A 13,207-nucleotide genomic window follows, 5' to 3' on the forward strand; every position below is an offset into this window, starting at 1 on the left:
ATGATTAAAACTTTCCGTATTGTTGCCGTCGGATTGCTCGCAATCTCGGGGTCAGCAATTGTAAGCAATGCCGCAGCAGAAACAGAGCCAGAAGTACCAGTCAGTGACGAGTATTTTCAATCGGTATTAGTCAGCAAAGACTTTACGTTTGAAGACGGCTATATGATTGAATCCGCCGATTTTACTGGCGATGGCTATCCCGACATCGTAACGTTTGGACTCGGTGCTTATTCAAAGGTATTGATTGATGACAATGTCTATTCGTACCCGTTGAAGTCAAAAATATACTTATTTGAAAACCCTGGAATCGAGATTGATCAAGGCGACCAGTCGTGGAAGCACAGAGTTATCGCGGATCTCGATACGCCTGTTGCGTTGAATAAAGTCGATATCGATGGTGACGGAGACATTGATATTTTGATGAGCAACGAATATGGCAAAGACGTTAATGAACCTTTAAACGGTGGAGGAGCGTACTTTTGGTTAGAAAACCCAGGAATGAAAGGTATAGAGCAAGATAAGCCATGGGTGAAGCACCTTATTGGTAATCACACGGCGATGCACCGAATTGTGGTTGGCAAATTTACGCAAGACACCACACCCCAAATCATTGCCATGCCCGTCACCGGAAAACAACACAATGTTCACGCTGCAATTCCCCTTGCTATTCATACGGTTCCAACCAACCCTAAACAAGTAGAACCTTGGGATAAAACCATCATTATGGATAGCTATTTCCATGTCATTCATGATGCTTGGGTAGGGAAAAATGACGCCCTAAGCGATTTTGATGTCCTATTAGTGGGCAGCCAAGAAGGGATCAATTGGCTCTATTTTGGCCGAGATGAGAAATGGCACATCGAGCCTGTGAGTAAAGGTGAAACGGATCTATCGCCGTACATTAACCCCGTAACAAATGAACCCAAAACCGTGAACTGGTTTACCGGAGCCAATACGCCAGCTCCAGGGAAAGTAAATGGACAACCGCACAAATTTATCGCTGCAATCGAGCCTTTCCACGGCACCAAACTCGCCACATACGTAAACAAAGACGGGGCTTGGCAGCGAAATGTCATTGGGCAATTTGGTGAAGTGGATTCCCAAGGTTTTGGGACTGGACACTACATGCTGACTCATGACTTCGACCAAGATGGAACCGACGAATTTATTGGTGTTTTCTTACGTCCACCCGCAGGGCTTATTTACGGAAAGGTCAGCGATCTTGAAAGCAACTCATTCGATGTCGTCAGGGTGTTTGAGAAATCAACTGCACGTGCAACGCTGGCTGATTTTAACCAAGATGGAAAAAAAGACATCGCCACCATTGGATACAAAGTCCGCTTTTACTATGAAGAAGACGAACCTCAGCTCTACATCCACTTAAACATTATCGATTCCAACAAGTAAAAGAGATTATTCCCATGAAATATCATAATGAGCAATGCGCGCGCAAAATAGACGTTGATTTTGGATGCAAACATATCACTGGCGCCTATATCGAAGCTGCCGAACTTTACCCCATTGGCGAACGCACTATTATCATCAACGTAAGTGATGAAGACATTGTTCTATCAGGCGACCCAGTGACTCGTTTAGCCCCTCGTAAATCATTGGTTTCACAAGACACGACCATTGTTTCGGCTAAGCAGGTATTGCTTGTAAACGTCGTGACTCAAGAAAACCTTGGTAATGTTGTCCTTCAAGATGGCTGGCAGCTTGCTAGTGACATTTTTGGTGAGGGCTTAAATGGTGTTCCACTTTGGCGCTCACCCATCACAACCGTTGGGAGTGTTATTCAACCAGACATTGCTACGTTCGATCAGAGCCCTCTTCCTGTTTGTGATATTAAGGTCAACCTTTGGTATGCGCCATCACGTACCGACTGCGCCATTCACAACCATGAAACCGACGATTTTATTGAGTATCACACTCAGATAGTTGGTGTAGGAAGGATGCAAAAGTTCAAAGATGAACGAAAAGAGTCGCTTTATGAAGACATCATTTTAGCGCAAGGGAATACGCACGAATTGTTCTGCGTCGTTAGTGACCCCGTAGAGCAAAGGTATGACTACCCTTGGCATCAATACTATTCAGACACCGACTGCATCTGGTTGGTAACGGAATTGCATCCTAGAAGGTAAGCTCCATCCTTTATTGTTTTATCATTCATAGCTGAGGTTACTTATAAAAAAATCCGATAAACAGTGTTTATCGGATTTTTCATGCGCTTTATAGCATTATTTAATGCCCATCGAGCTCTATAGATAAGCAGGCTAAATCCATTAAGACCAAGCCATATATCAAAATCACCAATTATGAATAACTATCTCACCGCGGTCTGGCGTTGCATCGAAGATAATGGATTGATCATCCCATTTGAACGCAAGAGCTTGTCCTGCTTGCTCCACTTTCTTAACACCAAATTGTGCTGGCACTTTCACTTTCAGTGTCAGCGGCTCGTCGTAGACTTCATCGGCTAGGGTATCGGTTAAGTTTAGCGTCATCACTTTTTCATCTACGCTGACTAAATCGACAGTCGCAACCGCTTTTTGCTTGTGATATTTCACTGCTTTTTCGAACGTGGTTACCCAAGCATCATCTTTGGATTTCACAATATCCAGCTGATTTTCAAACACATCTTGCGGAACCAAATCACTCCAGTCGGCGCCGCCATCTGGTCCGACAATACTGTGCCAAGTTAGGATATACAAACCGCCTGACTCCAATGCAAAATCCAAGACAAATTCAAATTTTTCCAAGTCTTGAAGAATGTAAGCATTGGTTGAACGAAGGTAGTAATACGCCCCTTCCCATGTGGCAAAGTCGTAAGGCATCACCACATATTTAGCCGGATCCCATGCCCGCGCTGCAATGAAGCCTGTGTCGTGAAGATATTTAGCAATATCGCTATTGTAGCTACCAAATGGATAAGCAAATGTTGTTGGGCGCTTACCCGTGTTCGCTTCAATTCTGTCTGAGGCGAACTTCACTTCATCATCATAACGATCTGGAGTAACTGGCGGGTGCGTTATGCCCTGCCAGTCGGTGTAATCATCGTTAAAATCGTGGTGAAGTACCGTATGGTTAGCCATTTCAATGCCAGCATTATGACCTTGAACGATAGGCTCCCATCCTAGCCATTCTGCCGTTGATGTGGTGACAAATATCGTCGCTGCCATATCACGTTCCATAAGCTGAGGAATCGCAATGTCTTTCTGACCTGGCGAGTAGTCGTCGAACGCCAGTACCACCGCTGCGTCTTGGAACCCCTTCCAATTCGCAATTTCGTAATCCAGTTGAGTGCTTGCCATAGCAGGTGCCGACAAAAGCCCAACGCAAGCCATCATAGTTAACTTATTGATAGTCATCGTATTATCCTTGTTGAACAACCGACAACCATCCTGTGCTACTTATACGCGATCTTCAAAGTTTTATAAAAGAACTGCAATCAGACACTCACCCAAACATGTAATTGATAATTAACATAATTTCCGAGACCTTCAGCAAAGAAAATGCCGTGGGTATAGTTTCTAATCTATAGTTCTTGGTTTTTCTTTGATGCGCTCACAATGAACTTTTCGACCTCGGCGTAGAAAAGCGATGGATCATTTTGCACCCAGTGATTCGCGCCTTTAAACGAAACATTGTTTAAGGTTTGTATAAAGTTAAGGGCTCGCTCGCACCCCTCTAGGCTCTGGGTTCCCCAAAAATAAGTAGTGGGTATTGATAGGTTTTCGAATATTTGCCCCCAACTTACAACACCACGGCTATCCTGAGTATCATGTTGAGCATAGATCTCACTCGCCGTTTCTCCCAACACTAATGGGTCACAACGCCTAAGCGAGGACAAATACTTAACCCCAGCACCATGATGCCATTTAAGGGTAAACCGTTTTGCGAACCCTTCACCTTTCACCCACTCAGAGAATTCCGCTTTTGTTAATCCCGAATATTGTTCCGCTATGATTTGAGAAAGAATGATGCTCTCTTCATGAAGCCCGCCTTCGGCATTAATGAACCCCTCAACGATACGATTCGTATCAAACTGGCAGACCAGCGTGGAAATGTCGCCTCCCCATGAGTGCCCGAGTAGGTAGCATCTATCAATGCCCATTTGATCTAACGCTTTTAGAATACGTTTTGCTTGCGTTTCCGTGGAATGGGAAGAGCAAGAAGCAGGTGAATAGCCATAACCACACATGTCAAACATGATTAGGTTGTAATTGGGCAGCCAATCAATGGCATCAGCGAAGCATTGATGGGACTCACCTAAACCATGAATAAGGACGAGTGTTTCTTGAGATTCTACCTTTTGCGTGGATAAGCAATACAGGCTATCCCCATCTATTTGTAACCATTTTTCGACTAACACTTATTTTCATGCTCCCTTTTGATATTGCTTAATCTTAACCAACCCAAAGCCTATTGAAACAAAAAAAAGTGCGCGATAAGCACACTTTTATAAAATATTTATGGGATAAATTATTGGTATTTTGCTGCTGTAATAAATTGCCCAAAAGACTCACACCAAACTATCACGCTATTAAAGTTTTCTGGCTTGATACCTGCTGGTACTTCAACAACGAAATTCTCAAAAGTTTTCACGTCTCCCACTTGAACCATTTGCGATTTTATCCGATTGAAATCCGATTCTGTCTCTACAAATTCTGGCGAAAGATAGAGCTTGTAGTCTGGCCCTGGAGCAAGTTCTCCTTCCAGAGTGATAAAATCTGAACCAATAGAAACGGCTCCTTCCCCCCAATGAAGCGCATCACTGTCTTCGAGTTCTTTTTTAAATTGAGCAGTAAACAGTGTTTCAAGGGATTTCTCTTCTATCACAGCCGTACTTGGAGCTGGCGGCGCAGTAAGAATAGGAAGCGCATAGATACCGGCACCAAACCCCAACGCCCCAACAACGCCGTGAGTAGCAACAAGTAGAGCCAACGTACGTATTTTCATTATATTCACCTGAGTAAAGATTAAACCTGTGGTTTTGAACTTAGCTGGTTATTGCTAGACGCCTCTAAGCGCTCTACCTCTTTGTTGAGTTCTGCAATTTTTTCACTCATTAACTTATGGCATCTATCCGCCAGTTTTCTAGCATCCGCTAGCTGATAATCCGACACATCAATGGGTTCCAGCATTTCAGTAATCACTATGCCATTGTTGATGCGGTTGAGTGAAAACTTATTATGAGCATTGCTGACGCACATTGGCGTAATAGGCACACCCGCTTCGATTGCAGTACGAAACGCCCCTGTTTTAAAAGGCAACAAACCACGCCCTTTGCTTCGGGTTCCTTCTGGGTAAATCCATACAGATAAATCACGTTGATGAATGGCTTCTGCTACTTGCTTAATTGTATTTCGGGCTTTGGACTTGTCTTCACGGTTAATCAAGATGTTGCCTGTAATCCAGTAAAGCTGACCAAAGAATGGAAGCCACAACAAATCCCGTTTTCCCAAAGTCACGGTTCTTGGGCGTAACATGCCGGGAGAAGTGACAAAATCAAACACGTTCTGATGATTAGAAATATAGACACTGTTATCAGGTGTTGGTGCATTCTCCAACCCACGCTGAACCAGCTTTATGCCAAAGAGCTTATGGAGCTGATTAAACCAACGGCAAAATGTATAAACATGTTTAGGGTTTCTAGGGTTAAAAGCACAGTATAGGCAGGCACATATAGTAATAACGACCAAAAACACCCCAACTAACAATAATCGTAGAACAGCAAGCAAAACTCTCTCCTTATCGAGTATGGCGGCTAAAACCGCACTAATTCAGATTGTTATACTCAAGCTAACTTAATATGAAAAGTTCGGTAACCGTTAATTGAGTGCAGAGTTAGAGTTTTCACTCAATCTCAATCAAATGCAACTTTTGCTCAGCCATCATCTTAATGCCTTAGTAACCTCATTGATTGCAAAAATCGCCTCGAAAGATCAACAGACCCTAATTACGATCATATTAATATTCAACATACTATCCTCCGCCTATATCTATCCTAACAACTTCTAATTATTAACAAACCCTCGAATAGGTAAACTCGGCTTATGTTAAACAAAACAGTATTGGCGCTGGCAGTGACCGTTCTGCTTAGTGCCTGCGGCGGCGGTGGTTCTTCTACCAATGAACCCGTACAAAAACCCACACCAACACCAACACCAACACCAACAAGCAAAACGATAACCGTCATCGACGGCTACCTTAGTAATGCCGCCGTATGTATTGATAGAAATAAAAATGGTCAATGTGATAACGGCGAGCAACTGAGCACAACGACTGATGCTTCTGGAAAGATAACCATTGATAAAGCGGATTTTGCCCACCCAGTCATTGCACAAGTGATTGCAGGTCAAACTCAGGACTCAGACAATCCGGGTTACCTAAGCCATTCCTATGAAATGATTGCTGGCGCAGGTGAAGAGAGCATTACACCATTTACGACGTTAGCAAAAATCCACAAAATGGACATGTCGGCGTTAGCTGCAAGCTTAAACCTTCCTTTAGATGCTTTCACCGGAGATTATGTCGCTAAAAAGACGTCAAACAACGACTCCGCCAAAGCACATTTGTTTGCACGCGCCATCACTCAACAATTTAGTGAAAACCTTTCAGATGCGGATGCCAACGAACTGCTCACAATGTCTGGCAAGTTAACGGCAGAAATAGCAAAGCTTGTTAACGAAGGTAAAGATCTGGATAGCGTGGATCTGGACTTCGATTCTGATGGTAAGGTCAAAAGAAAAGACAAATACCAAGGCTTAACGAAATATCTCGAATCTGGAAAGTTTTGGGTATCAACACTCAACAACAATGATTACCTGCTGCAAACAGCGAATTTTGCAGATGGTAAAATGAATGGCTCTCTATTTGGCGCAACAGACAAACCTTATGAGATAGCGGGTAAGTCTTTAACGTTCACTGACTCAAATACGTCTATGGACTTCTTCTATGTCACGCCAGAATTTGCATTAAGCTTTTCTTCCATCAACCATTTACCTCTGATTTGGAGTAAGCAAGATTTCGTTTCCGGTGTTGAAGCTGATGTAAAGGCATCGGATTTAATAGGTAAACGCTGGTACCACATCCGCGATATCATCGACGTTGACCAACACGCACAACTTCAATTGGTCGAACTTCACTTTAAAGATGCTCAAACCGTTTCAGTGAAGCCCTATAAGGAAGAAGCGTTTGATGCAAGTTGGACGTTTACAGAAGGCACGCATAGTAATGGTGCAACAAAACAGACAATAGCGATCTCCTTTACTAACAATGCCCAGCACGACAGCTTGAATAGAGAGGCTGCACTCACACTCGTCACCCAGCTCCAAAGTAAAGGGGTTATTCTTGTCGACAACACGTCAAGTCAGTTGAAATCGGATAACCTGCTTATAAAAAGTAAAAAGTTTGCATACTTTATCTATGAAGAATGGGCACGAAACACTGCTCAACCAATTTCAGATTTACATGCTTATCTTACAAAAAGACCAATGTATATCAGTGAATTTCGTAATAGCGCGGGCAGTCAATTCGACACCATTTTCTTTAGCTCTGAGAACCAACTTTCAACCAGTTATTGTGGCGGGTCTTCTGGGTGTAAAAATACCCCGTACACAATCGCAAACCAAACTCTCGATTTTGACCAATATCAGTTTGAATTTATCGATACGAATACAACCTACTTGTTAAGTTTCGACAAAAACGATGAGCTGGCAATTTGGACAACGCCACAATTTTGGAGAACATCCAAAAATATCGATGATTCGTTTGTTAAGGGAAATACTTTCTATCACCTTCGAGATATTACCTCTTCTACCCAACATGCTATTCCTGTTTTAACCACACTAGCGTTTGGCGACGATAACACCGTCACCATTACTCCAGAGGGCGAAACAGGGTTTACAGCAACATGGGAAGTCAAAGATTGGAAAGATCACAATCAAAAAGAGTACCGCATAATTGACATTGTTTTCCCTGAAGGAGAAAAGGATAGACCGAGTTTGCGCAAAGAAAACGGAATGAGACTAGAGGTTTACTTCTCAACACCTAACCTGTCTTTAACCGACAACCACGCAAGCATTGCTATGAATCGAGATAACATGCTCTTCTCTAACGAAGCCCTAGCGAGATCAATTTATACTCGTTGGAAAAAGTAAATTCTTTGAGAATGTCTTCATTTATAAAGGCTGCGTTTTGTAGCCTTTTCTTTGGTTTTTTCTAACTTTAAACAAGCTAACTTCCTAATCCGATACGATCGTAATGGTCCGACACGTGTAGCTACCCACTCTACAAACCGAGATAATCCGCAGATCACCCTATAAAATTCGCAAATATCGGTTGAGCCATAAAATTCATAGAAATCATTTTCCTCCTTCAACGTCGGTCTCTTTCTATTCTCTGAATTTGATACATGGTAGCTATTTGGCTTACAGAACTTTGCTGTTTTCATTCTTTCCCTCTCCTCGGTCTGATTTGCTAAATCATCTCCAAAAGATTCTGTTTTGATCGATAAACGAACCAAGTAGAGCATCACTCTTCCTTGACTCAATACCAGAATACGGTTCATCATCTTTTTATCAATGGAGTTAAATGAAAGGCTCTTTTCATGAATAAAAAGAATGTTGACTGGAATGATTTACAATTATTCCTTGCTGTGGCTCGTGAAGGCGGGCTTTCTGCTGCTGTAAAATCCACTCAGCGTAGCGCGGCAACGTTAGGAAGAAGAATGTATGCCCTAGAGCGGGGAATTGGGAAAGAACTGTTTATTCGACACGATAGAGGTTACGAGCTTCTAGCCGATGGTAGAAAGTTGCTTGAAGAACTCACCAACATTGAAGCAAAGATCCTTAACCTAACCACTCCCGCTTCCCAGCAAGCAGATAGGCCTCTTGTCAAAATATCCGCAGGGACTTGGACAACCTTATTCCTTATAGAAAACCTCAATTCGCTGTCAGAAGTATTGCCAGATATTCGCCTACGATTTGTCTCTACCGAAAAAACGTTAAATATCACTCACCGAGAGGTGGTTATTGGGATCCGCAATACTCGACCAACAGAGGAAACGTTAGCTTGTAGGAAACTAAAACGGGTAGACTTTGCACCCTATGCGACGCATTCCGCACAAGATACTTGGATCAAATTGCAGGCAGATGTTCCATCAGCTCGGTGGCTTGAACGCCATGCTAGCGATGACGTAATTTGCGAGGTAAATGAACCAAGAAACAGCCTTGATTTGGCACTAGCAGGGAAAGGCATAGCCTTACTCCCTACGTTTATTGGTGATGCTCAACCTTCACTCGTTCGAGCCGGAGCCATCATTGATGAGTTAGGACACGATCAATGGCTAGTCACTCACCAAGATGATCGCTATCTTCCTGAAGTCCGCGGCTTGATCGACAGACTGTGCCAATTTTTGGTGTAACCTTGAATTCAGCGGTCTTTTAACGCTGCGCCATCGGATGATCGGGATTCATCTGAAGCAAATCCCAAAGGTTTCCGTACAAATCTTCAAATACGGCGACGGTGCCATAATCTTGTTCGCTGGGTTCACGCACAAAATGAATGCCTTTTTCTTTCATGCTATTGAAGTCTCGCCAAAAATCATCGGTGCGTAAAAACAAAAATACCCTACCGCCCGCTTGGTTTCCAATAAACGGTCTTTGCTCAGGCTTTGATGCTTTCGCCAGTAATAATGCTACGCCATCGGACCCCGGAGGAGATACCACAACCCAACGTTTATCCTGTTCTGGTTGATAGGTATCTTCTACTAATTCGAAGTGGAGTTTATTGATATAGAAGTCGAGTGCGTCATCGTAATCATCAACGACGAGAGAAATATGGATGATACTTTGTTTCATGTGACTGCCCCTGATATTAAGTGGCTACATGTTATCAAACCGTATTTGAGAACAAAGAGAATATTAGGACTAACCAGAATTCCATTCAGTCATGAACGAGCTAATTTGAATCAATTATGAGACTTAAGGTGACTCTTCATCCCATAACGTCATTGCCACATTTGATTGAAGTAGTGTTTACGCTCTATTTTTCAGTGAATTAACAACCAACAGACTTTGGTTTCGGCTTTTAAGGTTGTGGTTGTAATTGCACCATTATTGAACAAACATTAATCAAACCTACCTTCTGGGGCTTTTTTATTTGGCTCTGGTTGATGATCCAATTTCTCGAATGCTGGTATGAGAGGGAGGAACCCATGTGCTATATATTTGCTGGTCAATCGCCAGAGAATTATCAATTTGTCTCGCGCTCTGTTCGCTTAGGTGGTCATTCCACCAGCGTTCGGCTTGAGTCCAAGTTTTGGACAGTTATTGATGAAATAGCGACAGTTCAACATATGACAACGGGTCAGTTTCTTTCATTACTTTATGATGAAGCCACCGACTTGCATGGCGACATATCCAATTTTGCCTCATTGCTCCGATGCTCCTGCGTAATGTACCTTTCTCAGCCAGAAAAGGTACTCAAAACCGCTAAGCAGCAACTTCACGCTCAGGCTCATTGATCGAGTGAAGTTCTAAATACCGCTCCCCCCTAATATCGGTATAGGTGCGGGTACATGTTAATAAAGTTACATTTTTTTAACATGTGGTAGCATACTACCACCACCTCTCAGTGGTTCACGTTTATATTGATTTAAAAATCAATAACAGCAAAGTGAGCCACAAATGACAAAAGCCATTCACACCATGATTCGAGTACTTAACTTGGATCGCTCCATTCAATTTTACTCGACCGCCCTTGGGTTAGAACTCGCAGATCAATATGAATTTGACGGGTTTACCTTAACCTATTTGCGCGATCCTAATTCCGGATTTGAAGTCGAACTGACCCTGAATCACGGCCGAGATTCTCCTTATGAACATGGCGATGCCTATGGCCACTTAGCGGTATGCATCGACAATATCGAGCAAACTCATCACTCGTTAACTGAGGCGGGATTTACCCCTACTCCCGTTAAGTCGATGCAACATAACAACAAAACCATGGCGACGTTCTTTTTCTTAACCGATCCCGACGGTTACAAAATTGAATTTTTGCAAAAACATGGTCGATTCCAATAACGGATTACACTGGAGGTCGTAAGGATGAACGATCAAAATCTAAGTAGAAGAAAGTTTCTAAAACTCTCTTCAGTTAGTGCAGCAACAGCGCTAACACTCAGCCTTTCTGGATATTCGCTTGCTGGGCAAAAATGGCAAATGAAGGTCTCGAAACTCAATACCGAAGAAGCCAACTTACTATTGGCATTATGTCGACGTATCTACCCTCACCCGCACCTTGCTGATTTCTTTTATGGCGCGTGTGTGGAAAGCCTCGACGGGCAATTGTCTGGCGACAGCCTTGCCTCCTTTAAACAAGGATTGTCGACGCTCAATAAGAGTGGATTTTCTACGATGTCCGTAACGGCTCAAGACGCCGTTTTAAACAAGCTTTCCTCTGAACCTTTCTTTCAAACAGTGCGAGGCAACATGGTGGTTTCTTTGTACAACAACCCAAAAATTTGGGCGAAGTTTGGCTATGAGGGTCCTTCCTTTTCAAAAGGAGGATATTTGCATCGCGGTTTTGATGACATTGATTGGCTGCCAATGGAAAACAAGGAGGTGTCCAATGGCTAAATTTGAACTTGCTGACAGCAGCGTCGTGGTCGTGATTGGGTCCGGCGCAGGCGGGGGGACGCTCGCCAATGAGCTGTGTCAAAAAGGAGTAAAGGTGGTGTGTTTGGAAGCTGGCACGCACTTAAATTACGCCAAAGACTTTAAAAACGATGAATGGCACATGTTTGGCAAAGAAGCGTGGCTGGATAAAAGAACGACCTCTGGCACATGGGAAGTTGCACGCGATTTCCCTAACTTACCCGCTTGGATTTGCAAAACCGTTGGCGGCTCAACCCTCCATTGGGCAGGCGCCAGTTTAAGAATTCAAGAACACGAGTTTAAGGCTCTCACTCACTACGGCGAAGTGAAAGACGCAGCGTTACTCGATTGGCCAATTACCCTTGCCGAACTCGAACCTTACTACGATAAAGCCGAAGACAAAATGGGGGTCACGCGCACTCACGATATACCTGGCTTGCCGGGGAACAATAACTACAAAGTCATGGAAGCGGGTGCCCGTAAACTCGGCTATAAGCAAGTGCATACGGGTAGAATGGCGATTAACTCTCAGCCTCGTGATGGCCGCCCTGGCTGCATGCAACTTGGGTTTTGTTTCCAAGGATGCCGCATGTCGGCTAAATGGTCGACGCTGTATACAGAAATCCCTAAAGCAGAAGCCACAGGGAATTTCGAACTGCGCTCAAGCAGCACAGTGCTAAAAGTCACCCATAACGATAAAGGGCTCGTAGACGGTGTGCTCTATGCAGACAAAGACGGTAACCAACAGCACCAGAAAGCTCGAATCGTCTGTATTGCAGGTAACTCCATTGAGAGCCCAAGAATATTGCTCAACTCTGCTTCTAACATGTTCCCAGATGGCTTAGCGAACAGCTCCGGTGAAGTCGGCCGAAACTACATGCGCCACATGACAGGATCGGTCTACGCGGAGTTCAGTAAGCCGGTTAACATGTACCGAGGCACCACCATGGCGGGAATCATTCAAGACGAATCGATTCACGATCCTAGCAGAGGGTTTGTGGGTGGATTTGAGATGGAAACCTTGTCTCTTGGCTTGCCCTTCATGGCCGCTTTCCTTAAACCCGGAGCATGGGGTACCGATTTTGCCAACTCAATGGAGCAATATGAACACATGGCAGGCATGTGGCTAGTCGGTGAAGACATGCCACGTTCCTCGAATCGTGTTTCACTGAATTCCGATGAACTGGACGCTAACGGTTTGCCCATACCTAACGTGCATTACGACGATCACCCTAATGATGTGGCGATGCGGGAGTACGCTTATGAAAAAGGCGAACAAGTGTATGAAGCCGTCGGGGCAATCAAAACCCATCGCGTTGTGCCTTATCCTTCCACTCATAACCTAGGGACAAACCGAATGAGTGAGAAAGCAAAAGATGGTGTGGTTAACCGTTGGGGGCAAACCCACGATATCAAAAACCTCTTTGTATCGGACGGTAGCCAGTTCACCACAGGTGCGGCGGAAAACCCTACGCTAACCATCGTGGCACTCGCCATAAGGCAAGCGGATTACATTGCAGAGCAATTGGTAGCTCGAGCTCTATAGC

At 43.9% G+C, this 13,207-nt stretch carries 14 protein-coding genes; 8 read left to right on the forward strand and 6 right to left on the reverse strand.

Annotated elements, in window-relative coordinates; all coding sequences use genetic code 11:
- On the forward strand, positions 1-1,407 hold the full coding sequence (locus LDO37_RS25120; protein ID WP_126609203.1) for a hypothetical protein: 1,407 nt from the start codon (positions 1-3) through the stop codon (positions 1,405-1,407).
- A 14-nt stretch (positions 1,408-1,421) separates the two neighbouring features.
- Positions 1,422-2,141, forward strand: a complete 720-nt coding sequence (locus LDO37_RS25125) for a hypothetical protein (RefSeq protein WP_126609202.1) — start codon at positions 1,422-1,424, stop codon at positions 2,139-2,141.
- A 165-nt stretch (positions 2,142-2,306) separates the two neighbouring features.
- On the opposite strand, the gene LDO37_RS25130 is transcribed toward LDO37_RS25125, so the two are convergent.
- The 4 genes from LDO37_RS25130 to LDO37_RS25145 all read right to left on the reverse strand — a co-directional run bounded on the left by LDO37_RS25130 (position 2,307) and on the right by LDO37_RS25145 (position 5,741).
- On the reverse strand, positions 2,307-3,368 hold the full coding sequence (locus LDO37_RS25130) for a polysaccharide deacetylase family protein (protein WP_101110938.1): 1,062 nt from the start codon (positions 3,366-3,368) through the stop codon (positions 2,307-2,309).
- A gap of 167 nt (positions 3,369-3,535) precedes the next feature.
- Positions 3,536-4,372 carry an alpha/beta fold hydrolase gene (locus LDO37_RS25135; RefSeq protein ID WP_126609201.1) on the reverse strand — a complete coding sequence of 279 codons (837 nt, stop codon included), beginning with the start codon at positions 4,370-4,372 and terminating at the stop codon, positions 3,536-3,538.
- Positions 4,373-4,482: 110 nt separating this feature from the next.
- Positions 4,483-4,959, reverse strand: coding sequence for a DM13 domain-containing protein (locus LDO37_RS25140; protein WP_399481372.1), 477 nt, complete (start codon positions 4,957-4,959; stop codon positions 4,483-4,485).
- A gap of 20 nt (positions 4,960-4,979) precedes the next feature.
- Positions 4,980-5,741: a 1-acylglycerol-3-phosphate O-acyltransferase gene (locus tag LDO37_RS25145; RefSeq protein WP_126608943.1), complete on the reverse strand. Its 762-nt coding sequence runs from the start codon at positions 5,739-5,741 to the stop codon at positions 4,980-4,982.
- A 315-nt stretch (positions 5,742-6,056) separates the two neighbouring features.
- On the opposite strand from LDO37_RS25145, the gene LDO37_RS25150 reads away from it, so the two are divergent.
- Positions 6,057-8,162 (forward strand): hypothetical protein, encoded by a 2,106-nt coding sequence (locus tag LDO37_RS25150; RefSeq protein WP_126608942.1) that lies wholly within the window; start codon positions 6,057-6,059, stop codon positions 8,160-8,162.
- A 17-nt stretch (positions 8,163-8,179) separates the two neighbouring features.
- Here LDO37_RS25150 and LDO37_RS25155 read toward each other — a convergent pair whose 3' ends face one another.
- On the reverse strand, positions 8,180-8,575 hold the full coding sequence (locus LDO37_RS25155; protein WP_126608941.1) for a hypothetical protein: 396 nt from the start codon (positions 8,573-8,575) through the stop codon (positions 8,180-8,182).
- A 36-nt stretch (positions 8,576-8,611) separates the two neighbouring features.
- Here LDO37_RS25155 and LDO37_RS25160 point away from each other — a divergent pair, with 36 nt between their 5' ends.
- The gene (locus tag LDO37_RS25160; protein WP_126608940.1) at positions 8,612-9,427 is read left to right on the forward strand and encodes a LysR family transcriptional regulator; all 816 of its coding nucleotides are present in this window, start codon (positions 8,612-8,614) and stop codon (positions 9,425-9,427) included.
- A gap of 19 nt (positions 9,428-9,446) precedes the next feature.
- On the opposite strand, the gene LDO37_RS25165 is transcribed toward LDO37_RS25160, so the two are convergent.
- Complete coding sequence (locus tag LDO37_RS25165; protein WP_126608939.1) at positions 9,447-9,863, reverse strand: VOC family protein; 417 nt, start codon at positions 9,861-9,863, stop codon at positions 9,447-9,449.
- Positions 9,864-10,219: 356 nt separating this feature from the next.
- Between LDO37_RS25165 and LDO37_RS25170 the strand changes: the two genes are divergently transcribed.
- The 4 genes from LDO37_RS25170 to LDO37_RS25185 all read left to right on the forward strand — a co-directional run bounded on the left by LDO37_RS25170 (position 10,220) and on the right by LDO37_RS25185 (position 13,206).
- Positions 10,220-10,528: a ribbon-helix-helix domain-containing protein gene (locus tag LDO37_RS25170; RefSeq protein ID WP_101110932.1), complete on the forward strand. Its 309-nt coding sequence runs from the start codon at positions 10,220-10,222 to the stop codon at positions 10,526-10,528.
- 163 nt (positions 10,529-10,691) lie between these two features.
- A complete protein-coding gene (locus LDO37_RS25175; protein WP_126608938.1) occupies positions 10,692-11,087 on the forward strand; it encodes a VOC family protein in 396 nt (131 codons plus the stop codon).
- Between the two features lie 24 nt (positions 11,088-11,111).
- Complete coding sequence (locus LDO37_RS25180) at positions 11,112-11,642, forward strand: twin-arginine translocation signal domain-containing protein (protein WP_101110930.1); 531 nt, start codon at positions 11,112-11,114, stop codon at positions 11,640-11,642.
- Positions 11,635-13,206 (forward strand): GMC family oxidoreductase, encoded by a 1,572-nt coding sequence (locus LDO37_RS25185; RefSeq protein ID WP_224055497.1) that lies wholly within the window; start codon positions 11,635-11,637, stop codon positions 13,204-13,206. The genes LDO37_RS25180 and LDO37_RS25185 overlap by 8 nt, the downstream gene beginning before the upstream one ends.
- Position 13,207: the final 1 nt, after the last annotated feature.

The sequence above is a fragment of the Vibrio penaeicida genome (assembly GCF_019977755.1).
Lineage (GTDB): Bacteria > Pseudomonadota > Gammaproteobacteria > Enterobacterales > Vibrionaceae > Vibrio > Vibrio penaeicida.